Origin of the sequence: Shewanella algicola (assembly GCF_014648035.1) — a bacterium.
Lineage (GTDB): Bacteria > Pseudomonadota > Gammaproteobacteria > Enterobacterales > Shewanellaceae > Shewanella > Shewanella algicola.
This window is the reverse complement of the sequence record NZ_BMQI01000028.1, coordinates 32059-55893: the sequence shown is the minus strand read 5'-3', so window position 1 is coordinate 55893 and position 23835 is coordinate 32059. Positions and strand designations below refer to the sequence as shown.

Genomic DNA, 23835 nt, shown 5'->3' with positions numbered 1-23835 from the left:
AGAGCACAGATAAACAGCGCAAAGAGTCAAAGGCGAGAATAGCGGCCCACAGCTAACGCAAATGGGCTCTTTACAGGAGTAAAGTCGGGTTAAATAAATTGCGACAGTAAGTCGTTAACAAACATGTGGCCTTTGGGCGTAAGCTGCCAATGCGTGTCGGTTTCTGTTAATAAACCTCTTTCTATCGACTTTTGCATGCCAACCTTGACGACGTCGGCAGATTGGCCGGTACGTTGTTCAAATTCTGTTTTAGCAATCGGGGTCATTAATCGTAAGCGGTTCATTAAGTATTCTAATGGACGATCTTCTTCAATCACATCAGAGGTTTCAAAGGTGTAGTTTTGTGCCGCTAAATAGCCTTTAGGGTGCTTAATTTTAACCGTGCGGATAATACGGTTGTCAGACGGCAGAGTTATTTTACCGTGCGCGCCGCAGCCAATCCCTAAATAATCACCAAATTGCCAATAATTTAAGTTATGACGACATTGAAAGCCGGGTTTAGCATAGGCGGATATTTCATATTGCTCGTAACCCAACTCTGCCAGCTTCTTTTGCCCTTGTTCATATATCTGCCATAGGTTTTCATCATCGGGCAGTTGTGGCGGTTTTGAGTGGAACAAGGTATTGGGCTCAATGGTTAATTGATACCAAGATAAATGCGGCGGTGCCAATGCTGTTGCCGTGTCGATGTCGTGCATGGCTTCGTCAAAGCTTTGGTTTGGCAAACCATGCATTAAGTCGAGATTGAAACTTAAGTAGTCTGCTTGTTTGGCTTTTTGCGCCGCAATTTTGGCTTCATCTTCGTTATGAATACGTCCGAGCAAATTGAGCTTATCTTTAGAAAAACTTTGCACACCAATCGATAACCGGGTGACTCCTGCCGCGCGGTAGGCGCTAAAATCATCATGTTCAAGTGTGCCCGGGTTAGCCTCCATTGTGATTTCAATGTCATCTTCAAAGGGGATTAATGCGCGAGCACCGTCGAGTAAACGCTGTATTTGACTGGCATCAAATAAAGAAGGCGTGCCACCACCAATAAAAATCGTGTGAATTTTACGGTTTTGTACATACGCCAAGTCAGCCTGAAGATCGGCCAGCAATGCATCAATATATTGCTGCTGCGGCAACTCGCCGTTTTGCCCATGAGAGTTAAAGTCGCAATAAGGACACTTTTGCACACACCAAGGAATATGCACATAGAGGCTCAATGGTGGCAGCTGTAAGGTCATTATTGGCCGCCTGTTGATGGTGCACTAATGACACCCTGGGCTTTCATTGCGTTAATTAATAACTCAAGCGCTTTGCCACGATGGCTATGGGCATTTTTTTGCTCGGCGGTTAACTCTGCAGCACTGCAGTCAAACCCTTGTGGAATAAATACCGGGTCGTATCCATGGCCGTGCTCACCTTGTGGGGCGAGGTTAATACTGCCTTCCCAAGAAGCTTGGCAAATAATCGGTGTAGGATCTTTGGCATGGCGCATATACACCAATACACACTGAAAACGGGCAGCGCGTTGGGTTTCACCTTGCAGTGCATCTAATAGCTTGAGGTAATTGCTGCTTTCACTCGCTCCAATACCAGAGTAGCGAGCTGAGTAAATTCCGGGTTGCCCTTGCAGAGCATCGACTTCAATGCCTGAATCATCTGCAATTGCTGGTTTACCGGTAATTTCTGCCGCGTGACGTGCTTTTATAATGGCATTTTCAACAAAGGTCGTGCCGGTTTCTGCAACATCTGGCACGTTAAACTGATTTTGTGGCAGAACTTCAATGCCATATGTTGTAAACATTTGCGCAAATTCGGCAAGTTTACCCTTGTTGCCACTGGCAAGAACGATGTATTGAGTTGGAGATTGCATGAGAGCTCGACCTGAGGTAAAAATTTGCGACATTATACGCGAACAAAGCAGAGATGCACTATGGTTGTTCGGCTATGCTTCTAGCTTCTAGGAACTAGCAGGCTCGCTAGAGGACGTGACTTCGTCACTGCTATCAGCGCAGCGTTCTCGAGACCGCAGGTCGTTCTAGCTATTCAACGTAGAATTTTTGTTTGAATTTAATGGTGGTATTGAGTTGGTTGGTGTATTTGATTGCAACAGTAAAATTCACTTCTTGATCGTCACGAAAAGGCACTTCGGCAATGTAGTAAATGGCATTGCCTTCACGGATTTCTTTAAAATCTAGGTTCATGCGTGCATCAATTAAATTATTCGCTATACCGGATATTTCAACTTCAACAGCCGGGTTGTCTGGCAGCTGAGTATTAAGCACGGTGATATTGACTAAACCGTTGTAACCACTGCGTTCAATGCCATAGGTTTTAGCGACTTGAGGGGTAATAAAGGTGCTGTTAAGTGCCATGTAATGGATATCAAAATTACCCACTTGCTGTTTTTGTTCAGCATGTGCAACGCCTATTACACTCAGTAATGACATTAATAATACCGTGAATATATATCGTGTAGCTGAGATTGCTTTTAACATAGGGCCTTCCTGTAAATTGTTTGAGGCTTAGGTTCATACCAAGTCGCCTCAAATACAAAAAGAGCAGCTCATCATACCTTGGGTATAGGCTGCTCTTTTTTATGCGTTATGCTCAGTGATGTTGCTTAAATCATTGCCCAAAATGGGATGTATTGTGCAAATAACATGTTTAAAAAGTTCATCGCAATAAATACCACTAATACCGACAAATCTAAGCCACCCATCGACGGTAATATTCTACGCACTGGCGCCAAAATAGGTTCAGTGAGTTGAGTCATGATCATCACCACAGGGTTATAACCTTGGTTAAACCAGCTCAAAATTGCGCGGATAAGCAACATCCAAAACAATAATACACCGGCATTTTTAAACACTGACACAACGGCAAACAATAAAATGGTGAGCAAGTCAAAACTGGCCCCAGCGATGAAAGTAAGTACTGACATTTTGAGTACCACAACAATCAGTGCTAACAAAATTGATGAGGTATCAATGCTACCTATTGACGGTAACACTCGGCGCATAGGCGCAATAATCGGCTGAGTGGCTTTTACCACAAATTGGCTAAACGGGTTATAAAAGTCGGCTTTAGCCAATTGTAACCAAAAACGAAGAATGACGACCATGAGGTACAAGTCAAACAGCGTGTTGATCAAAAAAACCATTGCATTCATGAATATTGCCTTACATTTGTTTTATTGATGTGAATAGGGCTCAACGCCCAATTACGTACCACAATGTTATCACTAAGCATTATAAACTGAGATAAATAATCGTTCATCTCAGTTTAGTGCTTAATTAAAAGGTTTCTGCCATTTCTTGAGCGCGGGCAACACAATTGGTCATGGCTTTATCAACCAAACCACCTAGGTCACCTTGTTGTAATGTTTCTACGGCTCTTGCTGTTGTGCCGCCTTTTGACATCACATTTTGGCGTAATTCGGCTACCGATAACTGCTGGTTTTGAATGACCATTTGTGCCGCGCCTAACGCAGCTTGTTCAGCGAGCAGTCTGGCTTTGTCTTCTGCCATACCCATCTTAACGCCAGAGGCTATCATCGATTCAATAAACAAAAAGAAGTAAGCCGGTGAACTACCTGCTAATGCAATAACCTGGTTTAAGCCGTCTTCACTATCGACCCACACCACTTTGCCGCCGGTTTTCATTAATGTTTCGCAAATGGCTTTATCTTGATCAGAAATACCTTCGTCAGCAAAAATTCCTGTCATACCATAACCAATTTGAGTCGGTGTATTTGGCATGGTGCGAATGAGCTTAATGGGTTGTTTAAAGTATTGTTGATAACGCGCCGCTGGAATGCCTGCAGCGATAGTGATGATTAACTTACTTGATAAATCTAAATGACTAAGAGCATCACACACGGTTTCCATTAATTGCGGTTTTACGCTCAATACGATCACATCTGCGGCTTGTGCTGCTGCAGCATTGTCGTGTGAAACTTCAATCGAAAAATCTTCTACCAGCGCATCTAATTTGCCTTTACTCGGATTAGTCGCATGGATAAGGGCGCTTGGATAACCATGTTTGACCAAGCCACTGATAATACTGCGAGTCATGTTGCCCGCACCGATAAAACATACTTTTGCTTGAGTCATTTCAATTACATCCAATTAAAAGAGTGAATTTAAATCTTGTTGTATATGTTACCTAAAAGGTCGCTTCGCGGCTAGGTTCTAGGGCGGGACTTCGTCACAGCTAGGTTCTAGGACGCTACGCTGCTAGCTAGGACGCACGCTGCTAAGCCTAGAAACTAGAAGAACGAAGTCCGCCCTCAGGCGAGCTTGCGAGCTCCTAGAACCTAGACCCTAGAATCTATCTTTCACCAAATATCGCGCTGCCGATGCGCACCATGGTAGAGCCATTTGCAATGGCAATATCTAAGTCGCCGCTCATACCCATTGATAGTGTGTCGATACCCGGGTGTTGTTGCTGTAATTGATCGTACAAGCTTTTTAAGCTGGCTAACTCTTGTTGTTGAATGCGGGTATCGTCTGTGGCGGTTGGAATAGCCATTAAGCCCCGCAACTTAAGATTAGGCAGTTGACTAATGACTCTTGCTAACGTGGCAGCATCGTTAACGTTAACCCCAGACTTGCTATCTTCTTGGCTAATATTGACCTGAATGCAGACATTCAGTGGTGGTTTGTTACTTGGGCGTTGATCGTTTAAGCGCTGGGCAATTTTATCGCGGCTAACGGTGTGCATCCAATCAAAATGTTCGGCAACAATTTTGGTTTTATTTGATTGTAATGGTCCAATAAAGTGCCATTCAATATCTGGATAATCGTCTGCTAATGCAGTGATTTTTGTTTCGCCTTCTTGCACATAATTTTCCCCAAAGCGTCGTTGGCCTGCTTGATAAGCGGCAATGATGTCACTAATGGGTTTGGTTTTACTTACCGCAAGTAGGCTGATTTCACTTGGCGATCGCGAACAATTTTGCGCCGCTTGTGACATTCTGCTCTGGGCGATTGATATTCTGTCTGCTATTGTTGTCATAATGTTGGTTAAATGGATGTCTCTACAATGGAAATCACTGAATTACTCGCTTTTAGTGTAAAACACAAAGCATCAGATCTACACCTTTCTGCTGGTGTTTCTCCAATGATCCGTGTCGACGGTGAAGTGAGAAAAATTAACTTACCAGCGCTAGATCATCAAGGTGTTCATAGTCTTGTTTATGACATCATGAACGATAAACAACGAAAAGACTACGAAGAACACCTCGAAATTGACTTTTCATTTGAAGTGCCAAACCTAGCGCGTTTTCGTGTTAACGCTTTTAACCAGGCTCGTGGCGCTGGCGCAGTATTTCGTACCATCCCATCTGAAATTTTGTCATTAGAACAGCTTGGCGCGCCAGAGATTTTTAAGAAGATATCCAGTTATCCACGTGGTTTAGTGTTAGTGACAGGACCAACCGGTTCGGGTAAATCAACCACATTGGCAGCAATGGTCGACTACATTAATGAAAACCGCCATGACCATATCTTAACCATTGAAGACCCAATAGAATTTGTACACCAAAACAAGCAATGTTTGGTCAACCAACGTGAAGTACACAAACATACCCATAGTTTTAATGCCGCACTTCGAAGCGCACTGCGTGAAGATCCGGATGTTATCTTGGTGGGTGAAATGCGTGACCTTGAAACCATTCGCTTAGCCATGACAGCCGCAGAAACGGGCCACTTAGTGTTTGGTACTTTGCATACCACCTCAGCCGCTAAAACCATTGACCGTGTGGTTGATGTTTTCCCCGAAGGTGAAAAGGGCATGGTCCGTACTATGTTGTCAGAATCGTTGCAGGCGGTAATTTCACAAACCTTGATTAAAAAAATTGGTGGCGGCCGAGTTGCTGCACACGAAATTATGATGGGAACGCCGGCTATCCGTAACCTTATTCGTGAAGATAAAGTGGCACAAATGTATTCTGCAATTCAAACGGGTATGGCACATGGCATGCAAACGCTTGATCAATGCCTACAAAACCTGGTCAATCGCGGTATCATTACTCGTGAAGATGCCATGCAGAAAAGCTCGAATAAACAAGCTAATTTTTAAGGATTAGGATCATGGATGTTCGTCCGTTTTTAAATATTATGGTCGAGAAAAAGGCCTCGGATTTATTTATTACCGCCGGTTTTCCGCCGAGCGCTAAAATTGACGGTGAATTGCGTCAATTATCTGAGACTAAATTAACGCCGCAGCAGTCGTTAGAGTTTGTCGAATCGTTAATGACAGACGTTCAAAAGAAAGAATTTCATGAAAGTAGCGAATGTAACTTTGCATTCGCCGCTAAAGAATTAGGCCGTTTTCGTGTTAGCGCCTTTTGGCAACGAGAATCAGCCGGTTGTGTTATGCGCCGAATTGAAACGCAAATCCCAGAGGTCGATGACTTAAAGCTGCCAGCCATTTTAAAAGATTTGGTCATGAGTAAGCGTGGCTTAATTATTATGGTGGGCGGTACAGGTACTGGTAAATCAACGTCACTTGCCGCATTAGTTGGTTATCGTAATGCCCATGCGCGTGGGCATATTTTAACGATTGAAGACCCTGTCGAATTTGTACATAACCACCGCAAAAGTATTATCACCCAACGTGAAGTCGGAATTGATACTGACTCATTTGATGCAGCACTTAAAAGTTCATTACGTCAGGCGCCAGACGTTATCTTGATTGGTGAAATTCGAACTCAAGAAACAATGGAGTTTGCGCTCTCGTTTGCAGAAACGGGTCATTTATGTATGGCGACATTGCACGCCAACAACGCTAACCAAGCACTTGACCGTATTATGCATTTAGTACCTGAAAGTAAGCACAATCAATTGTTGTTCGACTTATCATTAAACTTACGCGGCATTGTTGCGCAGCAGCTTATTCCTAAGTCAGACGGTACCGGACGTCGCGCTGCGATTGAGGTATTAATTAATACTCCACGTGTCGCCAGTTTGATTGCCAAAAATGAACTGCATAAACTCAAAGAAACCATGTCTAAATCGCGCGAGCAGGGCATGCAAACCTTTGACCAAGCCTTACTCGACTTGTATATAGAAGGCGAAATTAGCTACGCCGATGCGTTACATCATGCCGATTCACCCAATGATTTACGCTTAATGATTAAATTACAAGGCAATGAAACCTCTTCTGCGGGGTCTATGGAAGGCATTACTTTAGACATGGATTAGTTTTTTAGCATTTACTTAACGTTTTACAAGGTTATAAGCAGCAATTTATGGCCTTTATTGCTATCATCCATTACTAAGTTACAACATGTTTATTTTAAACTTATCAAGGATGTCACATGTATTTATGGCAAAAAGCCGCTCTGGCTTCATCGTTAGTATTGTTTTCTGTTTCTGCTTCCGCGGCAAAAGTCACTGATGAATTAGACATCGGTGGTGCAGTTCGAATTAACTACGGTTGGAAAGATTACGATAGCAAATCAAAACTTGAATTTGAATTATTCCGTGCAGACGTAAATTACAAAACAAAAGATGGCCTATTCGCCTCAGCCCAGTATCGTTGGTATCAAGACATGGATGTAATACATCATGCTTACATGGGATATCAATTTGACGAAGCGCAATCTGTTCAAGTGGGGGTCACTCAAGTGCCATTTGGCTTACTGCCTTATGCCGCTCATTCATTTTGGTTTGGTGCGACGTATTATCTTGGTTTTGAAGATGATTACGATGCCGGTATTCATTATAAAAATGAACAAAATGGCTGGCGTTACGATTTAGCTTATTTTGTCAATGACGAATATGCAAACGGCGCGCGCGTTGACCGTTATTCATTTGACGTTGCCACAACAGGTGCATCGCCATATGAAGAAGCGGGTCAATTTAACGCACGTATTGAGCGAGAATTTACCACAGGTGATGCGACCCACAAATTAGGTGGTTCGTTACAATACAGCCAATTAGATTTTATGGCTGATGCCGCTACCGTAGAGGGTGAAGACACCAATGGGATTGCCGCTGCTGCACATTGGCAACTAGACTGGAAAAAGTGGCAATTACAATTACAATATATTCATTACGATTATGATATTGATAATAGTGAACGTATTGCGCTAAGTGCTTTCCAATATCCATTTGAAATTGCTGCAGAAGCTGATGTTGCTACTGTTAACATTGCTAAATCGTTTGATGTAGATTGGGGACCAATCACCAATATTAATTTTTACAACGACTACAGCCAAGTAATGGCTTCAGGTCAAGGGCTTGATGACTCTATCCAAAATGTGACAGGTTTTGCCGTCACAGCGGGTAAGTTCTATTCTTATGTCGATTGGATTGCCGGTAAAAATATGTGGTTTGTGAATGGCTCTGGCGTGGGTATCGATAATGGCGATACGTCATGGCACTCTAGATTAAACATTAATGTTGGCTTTTATTTCTAAGCTAAATTGATCTTAATTTTGCTCTAAAGCGTAATGTTAGACGTGATCTGCGAAGGTATTGATATGTTGATTATCAATACCTTTTTTATTGACTAAATAAAAGGATATTTCAAGATGATAAAGTCTCTCGCCGCTGTAGCGCTTATTACGAGTAGTTTTGGAATATCGGCGGCTAGCTGCCCTGATTATCTTAATGTTGAAGCGCGAAAGTTACATTCAAAAGAAAACGTCAACTTGTGCGAACTTACTCAAGGCAAGCCTGTGTTAATTGTTAATACCGCATCAAATTGCGGTTTTACGCCACAATTTGAAGCCCTCGAGGCGGTGCACAAACAATATGCCGATAAAGGATTAGTGGTGATTGGTTTCCCTTCAGATGATTTTTTTCAAGAAGAAAAAGACGAAGCTAAAACCGCCGATGTGTGTTTTATCAATTACGGCGTTAACTTCACTATGGTAGCAACTTCGCCCGTAAAAGGTGATGCAGCAAACTCGGTATTTAAATTTTTAGCAGATAAAAGTGCAGCACCTAAATGGAACTTCTATAAATACCTGGTTTCAGGTGATGGCCAAACGGTTCAACAATTTAATTCAAGAGTGAAACCTGACAGCGAACAATTGAAAAAAGCCATCGAGTCGGTTTTGTAACTGCTCAAAGGTAAAAAATCGCTACCTAGCACTCTTTTTGTTTATAAATAATAAGATACAATACTCACCCTAGTAATTACCTAACCTTTGCTAGGGTTACCGATAAGATAGGTCAAGTTAGCTAACAACAGCGCCTATTTTACAAAGCAAAGGCACCTTGACTGATAACGGAGAAGACATTTTGGCTAGATTTTCAGGGCTAGATAAAGACACTGGTCATAAAGCGCGTGGTAAAACTGGCGTATTACTTTTAAATCTAGGGACTCCAGATGCCCCAACTGCATCAGCGGTAAGGACCTACCTCGCTGAGTTTTTATCCGATCCTCGCGTAGTTGAAATACCAAAACTACTGTGGATGATTATTCTACATGGCATTATTTTACGTATCCGCCCTGCAAAATCAGCTGCGCTATACAAGCAAGTATGGACCGATGCAGGCTCACCATTGCTCGATATTAGTGAACGCCAACAAGCTAAGCTTGCACAAAGCCTACAAGCCCAAGGTCATGATGCTAGTGTGCATTTAGCCATGCGTTATGGTTCACCGTCGGTGGCCAGCACACTACAAACAATGCATAAGCAAGGCGTCGATAACCTAGTGGTATTGCCGCTTTATCCACAATATGCAGCACCTACCACAGGGTCTGCGTTTGATGCGCTCGCTAAAGAAATGATGAAATGGCGCTATTTACCGGCACTACATTTTATTAACACCTATCATGACAACCCCGATTTTATTGATGCCATTGCTGCGTCGATTCAAAAAGACTTTGACCTTAATGGCAAACCGCAAAAGTTAGTGATGTCATATCACGGAATGCCTGAGCGTAATTTACACCTTGGCGATCCGTATTATTGTTTTTGCATGAAAACCACCCGTTTAGTGGTTGAGAAACTCGGATTAAGTGAAGACGATTATGTCGCCACATTCCAGTCTCGCTTTGGTAAAGCCAAATGGTTACAACCTTATACCGACGCCACTATTGGCAGTTTGCCGGAAAAAGGCATTACGGATATCGCCGTTATTTGCCCAGCGTTCAGTGCTGACTGTTTAGAAACCTTAGAAGAAATCAAAGGTGAAAACCGCCATGTATTTGAAGATGCTGGTGGCAAAGACTTCCGTTACATTGAGTGCTTAAATGATAACGACGACCACATTAATATGATGGCAAACTTGGTCAAACCTTACTTATAAATCTGTTTAAACAATATTTTAAGAGGTTACTGATGATATCACCAGTAACCTCTTTTTCTTTTGACTCATCTCTCGTGATTTAATATCGTCACTTTATCTCCTCGCCTCAGCTTTTACGATTTGTTAAACTCAAACTACGGTTATCAAAAACAACGATTATGAGAATAGATCCAAATATTTCGCTGGTATATAGCACAGACAAAGGACGAATTGACGAGCCAAAAGCACAAGCCGAAGTGCCAACGGGTGACGGCATAGTACGAATTCATAAAGACACTAAAGGTCGAAAAGGTAAAGGTGTCAGTGTTATTAAAGGCCTAGGGCTCGACGAAAAAGCGTTAAAAGAATTGGCGCAAAAGCTTAAGAAACAATGTGGTTGTGGTGGTACAGTAAAAGACTTCAATATTGAGGTTCAAACTGATAATCGCGAGCAGATAAAATCCATATTAGAGAAAATGAATTTCACCGTGAAATTAGCGGGCGGATAAACGCTAACAGCACGATAGGGGAGAGCATATGGATAGCTTAAAAGATCATTTGTTAATTGCAATGCCATCATTAGATGACACGTTTTTTGAACGTTCAGTGATTTATGTTTGCGAGCATGACGAAAAAGGCGCAATGGGAATAATGGTTAATCGCCCAATTGGTGTTGATGTTGAAGAGTTACTCGACCAAATGGAACTCAACCCTTCTCCTGAGCACATGTTTACAATCAATGAACAAGTATTGATTGGCGGTCCAGTAGCTCCCGACCGCGGCTTTGTTATTCATACCCCTCAAAAAAACTGGATAAATAGTGTTGAGATAAGTGATTACTCGATGCTCACCACTTCACGCGATATCCTTAGCTCAATTGGCACCGGAAAATCCCCCGATAACTTTATTGTTGCCTTGGGTTACGCTGGTTGGGGAAAAGATCAACTTGAGCAAGAATTAGCTGAAAATACCTGGCTTACCATTAAAGCCTCACCTGAGCTTTTGTTTAATGGTGATCCAGAGCAATTATGGCAAAGTGCAACTCAAGCATTAGGGTTCGACTTTTGGCAAATGTCGACACAAATCGGGCACGCTTAACAGCAGTATCACTGCGGTTTTAGGACGCTTCGTAACTAGGTTCTAGGGCGTGACTTCGTCGCTGCTAGGACGCGTCGCTGCTAGAACCTAGAAGGGTGTATTCCGCCCTCAGGCGAGCTTGCGAGTTCCTAGCCCCTAGTATTTAACACCCAAATCTAAAGATTAAATAAAGAGAAATACATGCAACCTCAAACGGTTTTAGGCTTTGATTATGGCACCAAAAGTATTGGTGTTGCGATAGGCCAAGCCATAACGGCAAGTGCCACACCCTTGTTATCAATCAAAGCGGTTGATGGTATTCCAAACTGGGGTGATATTGAAAAGCTACTTAAAGAATGGCAACCCGATTTGGTGGTTGTCGGCTTACCATTAAATATGGATGGTACAGAGCAAGAAATGACCCAGCGCGCCCGTAAATTTGCTAACCGTATCAATGGACGTTTTGGAGTGAAAATTGCCACCCAAGATGAGCGCCTTACCACCGCAGATGCTAAAGCACGTTTGTTTGAGTTAGGTGGGTTTAAAGCATTAACCAAGGGGCAGGTCGATGCCGTATCTGCCGTATTGATTATCGAAAGCTATTTTGAAAACCAGTTTTAAAGCTTGTAATTGTACCTACATTAGCCGTCATCCCCGAGATCTTAGATCCTAAACTTATAAGAAATACCGGGACGATCCAGGTGTTTCTCTAATCTGTCATCCCTGAGATCTTAGATCCCGGATTTATAAGAGTTACCGGGACGATCCAGGTGTTTCTTGTCTCTCGTGTCTTGTGACGTTGACTGTTGCCTTACAGCATAAAAGCCAACACCTGGATTCCGGCTCAAAAGCATTGCCGGAACGACGTAGTAGTTGGCGTCATCTGAGTACGAATGAGCTAATGATGGAATAATAGGCGTGATTGGAGGCTGCGCTATGCCGTCATCCCTTAGATCTTAGATCCTGGATTTATAAGAGTTACCGGGACGATCCTGGTGTTTCTTGTGTCTTGTGACTTTGACTGTCGCCTTACAGCATAAAAGCCAACACCTGGATTCCGGCTCAAAAGCATTGCCGGAACGACGTAGTAGTTGGCGTCATTTGAGTACGAATCTCGTGACGTTGACTGTCGCCTTACTGTATAAAAGCCAACACCTGGATTCCGGCTTAAAAGCATTGCCGGAACGACGTAGTAGTTGGCATCATCCGAGTACGAATGAGCTAATGATGGAATAATAGGCGTGATTGGAGGCGGCTCTATGCCGTCATCCCTGAGATCTTAGAGCTTGGACTTATAAAAAATATCGGGACGATCCAGGTGTTTCTCTAATCTGTCATCCCTGAGATCTTAGATCCCGGATTTATAAGAGTTACCGGGACGATCCAGGTGTTTCTTGTGTCTTGTGACTTTGACTGTCGCCTTACAGCATAAAAGCCAACACCTGGATTCCGGCTCAAAAGCATTGCCGGAACGACGTAGTAGTTGGCGTCATCTGAGTACGAATCTCGTGACGTTGACTGTCGCCTTACTGTATAAAAGCCAACACCTGGATTCCGGCTCAAAAGCATTGCCGGAACGACGTAGTAGTTGGCATCATCCGAGTACGAATCTCGTGACGTTGACTGTCGCCTTACAGCATAAAAGCCAACACCTGGATTCCGGCTTAAAAGCATTGCCGGAACGACGTAGGAGTTGGCGTCATCTGAGTACGAATGAGCTAATGATGGAGTAGTTGGCGTCACTGACTGCGAATGAACTAATGACGGAGTAGTTGGCATTATCCGAGTACGAATGAGCTAACGACGTAGTAGTTGCCGTCATCCTCAAGTGCTTTTATTGGGGATCCATTCTTGGCATTTGATCTTGATTGTGCACCGACTTACCAAGATTGGCCATCTCAACCTTATAGTCTCTTTTTATCCATTTATTGCACCAAAATGGTGCGAAGCGCTTTGTTTGTTGCACATATGTAACTCGTTTAATCTCTAAAATACTATTCTTCATGTTCGGTTTAACAAAATAAAAAACTATAAATTACAGTGGCTAAAAAGTAGTTTGTTCCATTTCGGGGCAACACTTTTTTGCACTGGCACATATTCTGAATCTATTAATTTAGTAATATCGCAAAGTAACAACTAAGATTTTTCTTACCGCGCTATCCAGTATTAAGTTAAAGGGACAAGATATGACCAGTAGACCACTGATTTTCACTGATATTGACGGAACGTTACTCGACCACTTTGACTATAGTTTCAACCATGCCATTGATGTCATTGAAGCGCTCAATGAACGTCATATTCCCATTATTGCTAATACCAGTAAAACCTTTGCTGAAATGGAAAAGCTGCAGCAAACCATCGGCATTAACTCACCGTTTATTTCAGAAAATGGTGCCGTTATCTATATTCCAATCGGATACTTTGATCAACAACCACAAGACACCGTTACCCAAGGGTATTACTGGGTTAAAGAGTTTTGCCCACCACGTCAACATTGGCTTGATTTATTAGCTCAACAAGCCGTTGAGTTTGAAGATGAGTATGTTGGTTTTTCATCATTTAGCGTTGAAGAGTTGTGTGAGGTCACCGACCTAGCCCCCGACAAAGCAAGGCTTGCCCTAGTGAGACATTATTCTGAACCATTATTATGGAAAGGTGATGAGGCACGTAAGCAAGAATTTATTGCACATATGACATCACATGGCGCCCATATGTTACAAGGCGGTCGCTTTTTGCACATCGGTGGTGAAAGTGACAAAGGTAAAGCGATGAACTGGTTAGCTCAAGTGTATGCAAAACAATACCAAACACCGGTGACGACAATCGCATTAGGTGACAGCGGTAACGACAGTGCCATGTTAGAAGCAGCTGATATTGCCATTCAAATAAAATCTCCAACCCATGATTTTCCGGTATTACGTAAAAAACAAACCATTAAAAGCCAAGAGTATGGCCCAAAAGGCTGGGCAGAATGCATTACGGCAACACTATTAACGTCAACATTGGCAACACCTTCGGCATCTGCGTCATTAACAGGAGCATAATATGGCTGATTTTTATCAAAATGGCATTGTCACTACAATGCACAACCTAACTCGTCGTACCCATGATGAGCTTGAACAAGATCTGCTTAAATTTGCTAAAACTCGACCATTAGGGTTGATATTACCTTCGCTATTTTCTGAGTTAGAAGGCGATGCGTTAAAAGGTATCGTGACAAAACTTAAAGACGTGCCTTACTTATCTGAAATCGTCATTGGCTTAGATAGGGCAGACGAAGCGCAATACAAACATGCGCTGAGTTTTTTTGGTGAATTACCGCAACATCACCGTATATTATGGAACGACGGTCCGCGACTTCAAGCACTTGATGCTAAATTACAAAAGTTAGGCTTAGCACCCACTGAGTTGGGTAAAGGCCGCAATGTATGGTACTGCATGGGTTACATGTTGGCCTCAAAAAAATCAGAGTCTGTCGCATTACATGATTGCGACATCGTGACATACGAGAAGTCCTTATTGGCGAGATTGCTATACCCAGTCGCCAACCCGCAATTTAATTATGCATTTAGCAAAGGTTATTACGCCAGATTGTCTGATGGCAAAATTAATGGCCGAGTATCACGTTTGTTAGTCACTCCACTGATTAAAGCACTAAAAAAAGTAGTGGGTTATAACGAATATTTAGAATACATGGACAGCTTTCGTTACCCATTAGCAGGTGAGTTCTCATTCAGACGTGATGTGTTAACTGATTTACGTATCCCAAGTGACTGGGGCCTAGAAATTGGCGTACTGTCTGAAATGCAACGTAATTATGCCCCTAACCGTATTTGTCAGGTTGATATCGCCGATAATTACGATCACAAACATCAAGACTTGTCGCTAAACAATGAAGATGCCGGTTTATCAAAAATGTCGATTGATATTACTAAAGCGTTTTTCCGTAAACTAGCCACTCAAGGCAACACCTTCAGCACCGAATCATTTCGTACATTAAAAGCCACTTATTACCGTGTTGCACTCGATTATGTCGAAACCTATCATAATGATGCATTAATGAATGGCCTAACTACCGACATCCATTTAGAAGAAAAGGCCGTTGAAATGTTTGCCCAAAATATTGTGACAGCAGGGCAACGTTTTCTAGATAACCCAATGGAAACACCATTTATGCCAACATGGAGCCGAGTAGTGAGCGCAATGCCTGATGTACTTGAACAACTTAAAGAAGCGGTCGAGGCCGACAACGCTGAATTCAGTTAAGGATTAATATAAGGTTTTTTATGTCAGTAATGGATGGATTGCAACAAAAGCTACAGCATCAACTGGAGTGTATATATAAAGACATCGATATCGATCAATCGATAAACCAATTGGTGAGTCGGCTGATTGAAATCATGCGCATTAGCGAATTTAGTCAGGTACCTGAGCCTTTTGTAAACCATTGGTCAGAAAAAGACACCATAATGATTACCTATGGTGACAGTATATTGCAGCAAGGTGAGCGCCCACTCACCACCTTAGCGCAATTTATTGACAGCTACGTTGGCTGCATTAATAGTGTGCATATTTTACCATTTTTCCCCTACAGTTCAGACGATGGCTTTGCGGTTATAGACTACTCCAGTGTCAATGAAAGCCTCGGTGATTGGGCTGACATTAGTGCCATTGCCAGTAAACGTAGGTTAATGTCAGATTTAGTGATTAATCATTGTTCTAGCCGCAGCTTATGGTTCGAGAACTTTTGTAAAGGTGAGGGGCCTGGTCACGATTACTTTTTTACCGCGCAACCCAAAGATGATTTATCTGAAGTTGTAAGACCACGAACGTCAACGTTATTAAGACCGACTGAAACCCCAACCGGCACCCAACATGTGTGGTGTACGTTTAGCCATGATCAGGTGGATTTTGATTTTAGAAACCCACAAGTTCTCATCGAGTTTGTCACTATTATTCGCCAATACTTAGATGCCGGCGTCAGTATATTTAGGTTCGATGCAGTCGCATTTTTATGGAAAATAGTCGGAAGCAAATCGATCAACCTGGTGCAAACGCATGAAATTATTCGGTTACTGCGCACGCTAATTGAGCATGCACAAAACGATGCGATGATTATTACCGAAACCAATATACCCAATACCCAAAATTTAACCTACTTCGGTAATGCTAACGAAGCGCATTGTATTTATAACTTTTCCTTACCGCCCTTGCTCATCAATACTCTGATTACCAGTAACTGCTTGTACTTAAAGCGTTGGTTAATGAGCATGCCGCCAGCGCAAGATGGCACAACCTACTTTAACTTTATCGCCTCACACGACGGTATTGGGTTACGTCCGGCAGAAGGGTTACTCGACGATGATGAAATACAAACCCTTGTCGACACCATGAAAGATTTTGGTGGGAAAATATCAGCACGTACCACTGAAACTGGTGAGCAAAAACCTTACGAAATTAATATTGCCCTTTACGATGCCCTGCAAGGCACCACAAAAGGTAAAGATTTATGGGGCATGCAACGCTTTATGTGTGCTCATTCCATCATGTTGGCACTGGAGGGCATACCCGGAATATACATTCACAGTTTGCTGGGTACCCGTAATGACTATGAAAAATTGGCAAATACATCACACAACCGGGCTATTAACCGACATCGCTGGGAACTTGATGAATTAAAGCAACAACTGGGCGATGCGCAAAGCACTCACAGCCAAGTATTGTCGGCAATGACAAAGCTCATCAATATACGCACACAACAAGCTGCATTTCATCCAAGCGCGACACAATTTACCTTACATTTAGGTCTACAGCTTTTTGGTTTTTGGCGTCAAAGTCGAAACCGCAAGCAAAGTATTTTTTGTATCAGTAATGTCTCAGACCAAGTCACCGACTTACCAATCAATGAGTTAAATCTGGTGATTTCAGAACATTGGGTCGATTTACTCAGTGAGACCAAAATAGAAGACATTACCCAAACAATACAATTGCAACCATATCAAACTGTGTGGATCAGCAATAAGGGTTAGGTGAAGAATAGAGTCCGAGTAACAAGGGGCTAGGTAAAAGTGACAAGTGCCAAGGTCAAAAGTGTACTTCTTTAGGCCGTCATCCTTGACTGTTTTTATCGGGGAACCAGGTGTTTGCTCTTAAAAGCTAACAGCTGGATCCCGGCTTAACAGCATTGCCGGGACGACAAGTAAACTAAGTTCTTATCTTACTATAGGTTTATAAACCCTAGTTAACTTGACAACATTATTGCGCTCTATAAGCTTATGCTTATTACTCAATGCTATCTTGGAGTCTGTAATGAAAAAAGTTTTTATCGCCTTAGCGGTGTTAGCGTTAAGCGCATGCAGTACCTTAAAATCAAGTTCAGACTTCGATCCTTCAGTCGCATTTGAACAATACAAATCATACGCATGGATAGAAAAGAAAAATGATGATGCGGTATATCAATTAGACGGATTAATGGACCAGCGTGTCCGCTCTGCCATTGAAACCCAGTTAAGCCAAAAAGGTATCAGTAAAGTCGACAAACAAAATGCAGACTTACTGGTTAATTACATCACCAAAGTAGATAAAAAAATCAACATTGACACCTTTAACAGCCACTTCGGATATAACCCATATTATGGCCCTCGTTGGGGGCTAGCTGGTTCAATGCAAACTGAAACCGTGGTACGCGAATACGAAGTCGGCACCATGATTGTTGATTTAGTGGATAACAAAACGGGCAAGTTAGTATGGCGCGGTACAGTAGCCGACACAATAAGAGAGCAAAATACCCCGCAAGAGCGAACTGAATCAATCAATAATGCGATTGGTGAGTTGATGATCAATTACCCGCCAAAACTTGGGCAATAATCTAACGAATAAACCTCGCTTTATGTAGGTTTTTGCACATCAAACCTCGAGTTTATGTCGAGGTTTTTTTCTGCATAAAGCATTTGCGGTGACGTTATTTCCCATTACGCTCTTGCAATAACTGACCTTTATTGACCATGACACTTTAGCTCTAGTAGCGATAAATCAAAGCGTTAGATAGATTAGATTTTTAATATCATTCAGATGCAGTAATAAATTGACTATAAGTGACGTATTTATAAGCGTTCAGCATAGAAAATCATTCAAAATAATGGGGAAGTTTGCTAAAATTCAGTTGTGAATGGGATGTCACCTGCTCAGACCAATGAGCAAATTTAAACAAGCGAGTAATAATGAAATCTTGGTATCTACTGTATTGCAAACCACGTGATGAAGTACGTGCACAGCAAAATTTGGCTTTACAAGAAGTCGAAAGTTATTTACCGATGATCGCCCAGCAAAAAACGGTCCGTAATAAGAGCAAAATGGTCACGGTGCCGCTTTTCCCAAGTTATCTATTTATCTACTTTGACCCACAAGTCACTAGCGTGAGCAAAATCCACAATACTCGTGGTGCTAACCGCATAGTAGGCTGTCGAGAAGATATGACTCCCATTGACGACAGAATTATTTCCGCGCTTAAGAGGCGTGTTCAAGGTCATGTGCCTGAAGTTGAAAAAGCATTAGCTAAAGGCGATAAAGTGAAGTTTGTCGATGGTCCATTTAAAGACCTTGAGGCCATTTTCGATGAAAATAACCCAGACAAACGTTGCCATGTACTGTTTACCATTATGGGGCAGCAAAAACGCATTTTAGTTGAGTTGACTAACTTAGAGTCTGTTTGATTTGAGTCAATTGTTGCAAGTAACTCATGGTTACATTCAGTGTTTCGCCTACACCCTTGTGAGACATTGACCATAGCTCTGCACCAAAAAAACATAGAATAAGAGTTAAACAAGGTAAATTTGTTCGATATGTAAGCGTTTTGGGTGTTTTTATACGTTTATGTAACATGTTTAATGCGTATCGGAATTATAACTAAAGCATATCTGTGCTTTTTTAAGTATAATTCTGCGCTTAATTGCGGGTAATCTGCAAAAATGCCTCAATATAGGGCATAAAAAATTAGAGATTTCGCTAAGCGAAGGGCAAATTGGAAGCCGCAATCCATGGGCGGTAGCGTGCCTGAAAGGCAAAAGACAGAATAGTTTCTGTCTTTTAGTGAACGCCGAAGGGCGTCTCGCCCGCCACGCGGGTCGGTAGCGTGCCTGAAAATAATTGTCAGGAACAATTATTAACAGCTTCAGCTGGCCCGTAGGGTAAAATACAGGACGTATTTTATAAAGGCAAAAGACAGAATAGTTTCTGTCTTTTAGTGAACGCCGAAGGGCGTCTCGCCCGCCACGCGGGTCGGTAGCGTGTCTGAAATAGAATGCTACGCTGCTAGGACGTTACGCAGCTAGAACCTAGAAGGACGTAGTCCGCCCTCTGGCGAGCTTGCGAGTTCCTAAAATCAAACCTTTTTCAAAATAATATTGGAGATACCTGGTGTTGCATAAAACCAAAAACATGTTAATTGCTGGCTTGTCAGCCATTATTATTTTCAGTACACAAGTGCAGGCAGTTACGCCATCACCGCAAATGATTGAGCAATTTAAACAGCTGCCAAAATCAGAACAAGAGCGTATAGCAAAGCAATATGGCGTTGACCCATCAATGCTGTCAGCATCAAGTGCAACGACAACAGTATCAAATCCCCAAGTTGTAAAGCCTCGAAGCAAAGTAAACAATGTACTAGATCAATCTGAAGACGAAGCATTAACACAACAAACAAAAACGGCCGCCAAAGTAGACGCTATAGATAACAAAAAAGAGCAGCAATTAAAGCCTTTTGGTTATGATTTATTTGCCGGTTCGCCAACCACTTTCGCACCAGTATCTGATGTTCCAGTACCATCTGAATACATGGTAGGCCCCGGCGATACCATTAATGTTCAACTTTATGGTAAAGAAAACAATAACTACCAATTAATGGTAGGTCGCGATGGCGCAGTACAGTTTCCTGATTTAGGCCCAATATCATTAGTAGGATTATCTTTTGCTGAGGCAAGAAGCTTACTGCAAGATAAAATCGCACAAAGTATGATTGGTATAAATGCCAACATCACTATGGGTGAACTTCGTTCAATCCGTATTTTTGTTGCGGGCGACGCATACCAACCAGGTTCATATACCGTTTCAAGTTTATCAACCATCACTCAAGCGTTGTTCATCTCGGGTGGTATAAACCAAATTGGCTCACTTCGTAATATTCAATTAAAGCGTCAAGGTAAAACGGTTGGCTCTTTAGACCTTTACGACTTATTAATGCGTGGTGATGCGTCAGGTGACATTCGCTTACAATCAGGTGATGTAGTGTTTATCCCATCTACTGGTGGCACAGTGAGTGTCATGGGGGAAGTTCGACGCCCGGCAATCTATGAGTTAAAAAATAACGAAACCATGGCAGATATCATTAAAATGGCTAGCGGTTTAAATCCTGGTGCATTTCCAAAAGCCAGTGTAGTAGAACGTTTTAGCGATAAAGCGGTAAAAACAGTAATTAATGTCGATTTAACCGCACAAAATGGCTTAAACCAAGCGGTAAAAAACGGCGATGTGTTAAATGTAAAATCAGCCTCAAACCGTATCGATAATGCAATAACCATTGCAGGTGCAGTTATTCGCCCTGGCAAGTACCAATGGACTAAGCAAATTAAAGTCGCGGATTTACTTCCTTCAATTTGGGGTAACTTAACCATCTCCGCTGACCTTGATTACGCACTTCTAGTACGTGAAATAAATCAACGTGGTGATATAGAGGTCCATCGTATTGCCTTAGGTAAAGCTATCACAGAGCCTTTTTCAGAGTTTAACCTTACATTAAAACCACGCGATACCGTCTTAGTGTTTGACTATGACGACCGTAAGCAGCTACTCAATCCGATCATCAAACAGCTTAAAAAACAAAGTCGTTTTGGTGAAGCTGCCAAATTAGTCAGCATCAACGGTAATGTACGATTTCCTGGTCAGTACCCACTCACGGCCAATGGTAATGTTAAAGAGTTACTAATTGCAGCAGGCGGCCTTGAAGAAGGTTCATACACCATGTCTGCTGAATTAACCCGCCAGATTGTTTCACAAACAGACGGTGTGAGTATCGAGCATAAACAACTTAATCTTAATGAAATAATGACCAATCCATCTGCGGATGCAAGATTACAAAGCAAAGATATATTAACGGTGAGAATGCTTCCTGATTGGCAAGACACTCGTTGGGTTAAGATTAAAGGAGAAGTGAAATTTCCTGGCACTTACTCAATTCAACGTGGTGAAACTTTAAAAGATGTAATTGCTCGTGCTGGTGGCTATACCGAAGATGCAGCATTAAAAAGTGCGGTATTTTTACGTCAATCGGTTAAAGATAAAGAAAGGTTAGAACTCGCAAAACTATCAGATGAATTACGTCGCGATATCGCAGCAAAAGCATTAACAAACGATTCACCAACAGTTGGTTATGCTGATGCACAGCTTATGTTAAAAGAGCTCGAAAATATTCAAGTAGCTGGTCGTTTGGTAGTAGATTTAAACGCCTTGTCGCTTGGCATTGACGAAGCTAACCTTGATTTAGAAAGTGAGGATGCTTTATATATCCCACCTAAAAATCAAACCGTTTCAGTCATGGGCCAAGTCCAACATCCTAGTACTCACCGCTATAAAGAAGGTGTGACGTTCGACCAATATTTAGAATTATCTGGTGGTTCTCGTAAACGTGCCGATGATGACCGCATTTACATCATTAAAGCAGATGGTTCTGTCGCAATGCCTAACGAGTCAACCTGGTTTACCAGCAGCAGCCTAATGGAACCAGGCGACACCATCATCGTCCCACTAGACACCGAGTATAAAGACAGCCTAACGCTTTGGCAGCAAGTCACCAGCATTATCTATAACAGCGCCATCGCAGCTGCAGCAGTAGCAACCTTGTAAGAAGGCCCTAGGAACTAGGTTCTAGGGGGCAGAGCGAGAAACTTGCGAAACCAAGGATGGTTATATGAAAGGATTTAGCTTTAAAAAATTAGAAGTATGGAAAAAAGAGGCTAGAGAAATTTCAGCAATGCTTGGTGCGTTAATCAAAATAAGAAAAGGTTGCGTTAAAGAAGACGCTGCAAATTATGATGTTGACCTAGAACCTAGAACCTAGAACCTAGAACCTAGAACCTAGAACCTAGAACCCAAACAAAGAGACAAACGTTAAATGTCCAATGAATTAAACAAATACCAACAAGACTCTGAATTCGCCAATCGTCAGGACGACGAAATCGATCTCCGTGAGTTGTTTTCAGTTATCTGGCAAGGCAAGTGGCTTATCATCGCCATTACCTTTGTATTTGCAGTAGCATCTGTTGCTTTTGCTATCAGCCAACCTAACATTTATAAGTCAGAAGCTCTGCTTTCTCCTGCAGATGCTGAACAAGGTAGCGGTGGACTAGCAGCATTAGCTGGTCAATTCGGTGGTCTGGCATCAATGGCAGGTATTAACCTTGGTGGCGGAGGTGGCGTTGATAAAACTCAAATGGCCATCGAGGTCATGAAGTCACGCCAATTCACCAGTGAATTTATACAAAAACACAATATTTTGGCTGACTTAATGGCTGCCGAAAAGTGGAATATGACAGATAATACATTAGTTTATGATGCTGATATGTATGACGCAGCTCAAAGTAAATGGGTGCGTGAGGTTGAGCCCCCATTTAAACCAGAGCCTTCTATGCAAGAAGCATTTAAAGAGTTCTCTAAAATCATTGCTGTCAATGCTGCAAAAGAAACTGGCATGGTAACCGTTTCGGTAGAACATCTATCACCATCAGTGGCTCAACAGTGGGTTAACTGGCTAGTACAAGACATCAACAACGTAATGAAAGAGCGTGATGTCACAGAGGCTAGTAAAAGTATTAAGTTCTTAGAGTCTAAGATTCAACAAACAAATGTAGCCGACATTCGTTCTATTTTATTTAAGTTGGTCGAAGAGCAAGCTAAAACAATCATGTTTGCTGAAGTACGTGATGAATATGTATTTAAAACAATCGACCCAGCATTAGTACCAGAAGAAAAAGCCAAACCGAAGAGGGCGCTCATCTGTGTCCTAGGCACGATGTTGGGTGGTATGTTAGCAGTAATGTTTGTATTAATTCGTTATTTTCTAAAAAAAGAAGATTAAAAAAAAGGGCCTATTGGGACTGTTTTCAGAAAAAACATAAAACCTAGGCTCTATAAGGGATAGCGGAGATTCGACTGTCTCAAAATGGATTAAAAGTGTCTCAGCTTGGTTTTAAGGGCTGAGGTGAAAAGTTGAGTTAATTAATTTAACTTCAATCAAACCTAGTCAGAATTTTGTGATGTTACCTTCAAAACGATAATAGAAAATACCCCATTAGTCTCCATTGATTTTGTTGTATATAACCAAAAAGGTGAAGTCCTTTTGGGGAAACGCAACAACAGACCTGCGCAAGGGGGTTGGTTTGTACCTGGTGGAAGGATTAAGAAAGACGAATTAATGTCTGCAGCGTTTAAGAGGTTGGCAAAAAATGAACTCGGAGTCTGACGGATCCCC

23 protein-coding genes are annotated in these 23835 nt (G+C 42.1%); 17 read left to right on the top strand and 6 right to left on the bottom strand.

The genetic code is table 11. The features are described from left to right. Window positions 1–89: 89 nt before the first annotated feature. The 6 genes from hemW to IEY42_RS13080 form a co-directional block, all read right to left on the bottom strand. Window positions 90–1229 carry a radical SAM family heme chaperone HemW gene (gene hemW, locus IEY42_RS13105; RefSeq protein WP_188925650.1) on the bottom strand — a complete coding sequence of 380 codons (1140 nt, stop codon included), beginning with the start codon at window positions 1227–1229 and terminating at the stop codon, window positions 90–92. Next, window positions 1229–1861, bottom strand: coding sequence for an RdgB/HAM1 family non-canonical purine NTP pyrophosphatase (gene rdgB / locus IEY42_RS13100; RefSeq protein ID WP_188925649.1), 633 nt, complete (start codon window positions 1859–1861; stop codon window positions 1229–1231). Before rdgB ends, hemW begins: the two co-directional genes overlap by 1 nt. A 169-nt stretch (window positions 1862–2030) precedes the next feature. Beyond that, window positions 2031–2438, bottom strand: a complete 408-nt coding sequence (locus IEY42_RS13095; protein ID WP_373292840.1) for a DUF4426 domain-containing protein — start codon at window positions 2436–2438, stop codon at window positions 2031–2033. A 173-nt stretch (window positions 2439–2611) separates the two neighbouring features. Beyond that, entirely contained in the window at window positions 2612–3160 is a 549-nt protein-coding gene (locus IEY42_RS13090; protein WP_188916691.1) for a YggT family protein, read from the bottom strand. A gap of 124 nt (window positions 3161–3284) precedes the next feature. After that, complete coding sequence (proC, locus tag IEY42_RS13085) at window positions 3285–4103, bottom strand: pyrroline-5-carboxylate reductase (RefSeq protein WP_188925647.1); 819 nt, start codon at window positions 4101–4103, stop codon at window positions 3285–3287. Between the two features lie 217 nt (window positions 4104–4320). Further along, window positions 4321–5007: a YggS family pyridoxal phosphate-dependent enzyme gene (locus IEY42_RS13080; protein ID WP_188925646.1), complete on the bottom strand. Its 687-nt coding sequence runs from the start codon at window positions 5005–5007 to the stop codon at window positions 4321–4323. Between the two features lie 27 nt (window positions 5008–5034). Between IEY42_RS13080 and IEY42_RS13075 the strand changes: the two genes are divergently transcribed. The 17 genes from IEY42_RS13075 to IEY42_RS12995 all read left to right on the top strand — a co-directional run bounded on the left by IEY42_RS13075 (window position 5035) and on the right by IEY42_RS12995 (window position 23826). Next, window positions 5035–6072 (top strand): type IV pilus twitching motility protein PilT, encoded by a 1038-nt coding sequence (locus tag IEY42_RS13075; RefSeq protein ID WP_188925645.1) that lies wholly within the window; start codon window positions 5035–5037, stop codon window positions 6070–6072. An 11-nt stretch (window positions 6073–6083) separates the two neighbouring features. Further along, window positions 6084–7196 (top strand): PilT/PilU family type 4a pilus ATPase, encoded by a 1113-nt coding sequence (locus IEY42_RS13070; RefSeq protein ID WP_188916684.1) that lies wholly within the window; start codon window positions 6084–6086, stop codon window positions 7194–7196. A gap of 116 nt (window positions 7197–7312) precedes the next feature. Continuing rightward, the gene (locus IEY42_RS13065; protein ID WP_188925644.1) at window positions 7313–8416 is read left to right on the top strand and encodes a hypothetical protein; all 1104 of its coding nucleotides are present in this window, start codon (window positions 7313–7315) and stop codon (window positions 8414–8416) included. 114 nt (window positions 8417–8530) lie between these two features. Next, window positions 8531–9064, top strand: a complete 534-nt coding sequence (locus IEY42_RS13060) for a glutathione peroxidase (RefSeq protein WP_188925643.1) — start codon at window positions 8531–8533, stop codon at window positions 9062–9064. 181 nt (window positions 9065–9245) lie between these two features. Then, window positions 9246–10259 (top strand): ferrochelatase, encoded by a 1014-nt coding sequence (hemH, locus tag IEY42_RS13055; protein ID WP_188925642.1) that lies wholly within the window; start codon window positions 9246–9248, stop codon window positions 10257–10259. A gap of 158 nt (window positions 10260–10417) precedes the next feature. Next, a complete protein-coding gene (gene yciH, locus IEY42_RS13050; protein ID WP_188925641.1) occupies window positions 10418–10747 on the top strand; it encodes a stress response translation initiation inhibitor YciH in 330 nt (109 codons plus the stop codon). Between the two features lie 28 nt (window positions 10748–10775). After that, window positions 10776–11336, top strand: coding sequence for a YqgE/AlgH family protein (locus IEY42_RS13045; protein ID WP_188925640.1), 561 nt, complete (start codon window positions 10776–10778; stop codon window positions 11334–11336). Between the two features lie 180 nt (window positions 11337–11516). Next, window positions 11517–11936, top strand: a complete 420-nt coding sequence (gene ruvX / locus IEY42_RS13040) for a Holliday junction resolvase RuvX (protein ID WP_188925639.1) — start codon at window positions 11517–11519, stop codon at window positions 11934–11936. A 1565-nt stretch (window positions 11937–13501) separates the two neighbouring features. Beyond that, window positions 13502–14359: an HAD-IIB family hydrolase gene (locus tag IEY42_RS13035; RefSeq protein WP_188925638.1), complete on the top strand. Its 858-nt coding sequence runs from the start codon at window positions 13502–13504 to the stop codon at window positions 14357–14359. A 1-nt stretch (window position 14360) separates the two neighbouring features. Then, the gene (locus IEY42_RS13030; protein ID WP_188925637.1) at window positions 14361–15581 is read left to right on the top strand and encodes a glycosyltransferase family protein; all 1221 of its coding nucleotides are present in this window, start codon (window positions 14361–14363) and stop codon (window positions 15579–15581) included. Window positions 15582–15601: 20 nt separating this feature from the next. Then, a complete protein-coding gene (locus tag IEY42_RS13025) occupies window positions 15602–17344 on the top strand; it encodes a sugar phosphorylase (protein WP_188925636.1) in 1743 nt (580 codons plus the stop codon). A 280-nt stretch (window positions 17345–17624) separates the two neighbouring features. Continuing rightward, window positions 17625–18182: a DUF4136 domain-containing protein gene (locus IEY42_RS13020; protein ID WP_188925635.1), complete on the top strand. Its 558-nt coding sequence runs from the start codon at window positions 17625–17627 to the stop codon at window positions 18180–18182. Between the two features lie 353 nt (window positions 18183–18535). Next, the gene (gene rfaH / locus IEY42_RS13015) at window positions 18536–19027 is read left to right on the top strand and encodes a transcription/translation regulatory transformer protein RfaH (protein ID WP_188925634.1); all 492 of its coding nucleotides are present in this window, start codon (window positions 18536–18538) and stop codon (window positions 19025–19027) included. 724 nt (window positions 19028–19751) lie between these two features. Further along, on the top strand, window positions 19752–22211 hold the full coding sequence (locus IEY42_RS13010) for an SLBB domain-containing protein (RefSeq protein ID WP_275974609.1): 2460 nt from the start codon (window positions 19752–19754) through the stop codon (window positions 22209–22211). A gap of 64 nt (window positions 22212–22275) precedes the next feature. Further along, window positions 22276–22425: a hypothetical protein gene (locus IEY42_RS13005; protein WP_229780051.1), complete on the top strand. Its 150-nt coding sequence runs from the start codon at window positions 22276–22278 to the stop codon at window positions 22423–22425. A gap of 54 nt (window positions 22426–22479) precedes the next feature. After that, window positions 22480–23442: a Wzz/FepE/Etk N-terminal domain-containing protein gene (locus tag IEY42_RS13000; RefSeq protein ID WP_188925632.1), complete on the top strand. Its 963-nt coding sequence runs from the start codon at window positions 22480–22482 to the stop codon at window positions 23440–23442. Between the two features lie 195 nt (window positions 23443–23637). Then, window positions 23638–23826 carry an NUDIX domain-containing protein gene (locus IEY42_RS12995; protein ID WP_188925660.1) on the top strand — a complete coding sequence of 63 codons (189 nt, stop codon included), beginning with the start codon at window positions 23638–23640 and terminating at the stop codon, window positions 23824–23826. The last annotated feature ends 9 nt before the right edge of the window (window positions 23827–23835 follow it).

Bases quoted from the DNA above. Each gene is read 5' to 3' on its own strand.
- hemW (WP_188925650.1), bottom strand. From the start codon at position 1,229: ATGACCTTACAGCTGCCACCATTGAGCCTCTATGTGCATATTCCTTGG.
- rdgB (WP_188925649.1), bottom strand. From the start codon at position 1,861: ATGCAATCTCCAACTCAATACATCGTTCTTGCCAGTGGCAACAAGGGT.
- IEY42_RS13095 (WP_373292840.1), bottom strand. From the start codon at position 2,438: ATGTCATTACTGAGTGTAATAGGCGTTGCACATGCTGAACAAAAACAG.
- IEY42_RS13090 (WP_188916691.1), bottom strand. From the start codon at position 3,160: ATGAATGCAATGGTTTTTTTGATCAACACGCTGTTTGACTTGTACCTC.
- proC (WP_188925647.1), bottom strand. From the start codon at position 4,103: ATGACTCAAGCAAAAGTATGTTTTATCGGTGCGGGCAACATGACTCGC.
- IEY42_RS13080 (WP_188925646.1), bottom strand. From the start codon at position 5,007: ATGACAACAATAGCAGACAGAATATCAATCGCCCAGAGCAGAATGTCA.
- IEY42_RS13075 (WP_188925645.1), top strand. From the start codon at position 5,035: ATGGAAATCACTGAATTACTCGCTTTTAGTGTAAAACACAAAGCATCA.
- IEY42_RS13070 (WP_188916684.1), top strand. From the start codon at position 6,084: ATGGATGTTCGTCCGTTTTTAAATATTATGGTCGAGAAAAAGGCCTCG.
- IEY42_RS13065 (WP_188925644.1), top strand. From the start codon at position 7,313: ATGTATTTATGGCAAAAAGCCGCTCTGGCTTCATCGTTAGTATTGTTT.
- IEY42_RS13060 (WP_188925643.1), top strand. From the start codon at position 8,531: ATGATAAAGTCTCTCGCCGCTGTAGCGCTTATTACGAGTAGTTTTGGA.
- yciH (WP_188925641.1), top strand. From the start codon at position 10,418: ATGAGAATAGATCCAAATATTTCGCTGGTATATAGCACAGACAAAGGA.
- IEY42_RS13045 (WP_188925640.1), top strand. From the start codon at position 10,776: ATGGATAGCTTAAAAGATCATTTGTTAATTGCAATGCCATCATTAGAT.
- ruvX (WP_188925639.1), top strand. From the start codon at position 11,517: ATGCAACCTCAAACGGTTTTAGGCTTTGATTATGGCACCAAAAGTATT.
- IEY42_RS13035 (WP_188925638.1), top strand. From the start codon at position 13,502: ATGACCAGTAGACCACTGATTTTCACTGATATTGACGGAACGTTACTC.
- IEY42_RS13030 (WP_188925637.1), top strand. From the start codon at position 14,361: ATGGCTGATTTTTATCAAAATGGCATTGTCACTACAATGCACAACCTA.
- IEY42_RS13025 (WP_188925636.1), top strand. From the start codon at position 15,602: ATGTCAGTAATGGATGGATTGCAACAAAAGCTACAGCATCAACTGGAG.
- IEY42_RS13020 (WP_188925635.1), top strand. From the start codon at position 17,625: ATGAAAAAAGTTTTTATCGCCTTAGCGGTGTTAGCGTTAAGCGCATGC.
- rfaH (WP_188925634.1), top strand. From the start codon at position 18,536: ATGAAATCTTGGTATCTACTGTATTGCAAACCACGTGATGAAGTACGT.
- IEY42_RS13010 (WP_275974609.1), top strand. From the start codon at position 19,752: ATGTTAATTGCTGGCTTGTCAGCCATTATTATTTTCAGTACACAAGTG.
- IEY42_RS13005 (WP_229780051.1), top strand. From the start codon at position 22,276: ATGAAAGGATTTAGCTTTAAAAAATTAGAAGTATGGAAAAAAGAGGCT.
- IEY42_RS13000 (WP_188925632.1), top strand. From the start codon at position 22,480: ATGTCCAATGAATTAAACAAATACCAACAAGACTCTGAATTCGCCAAT.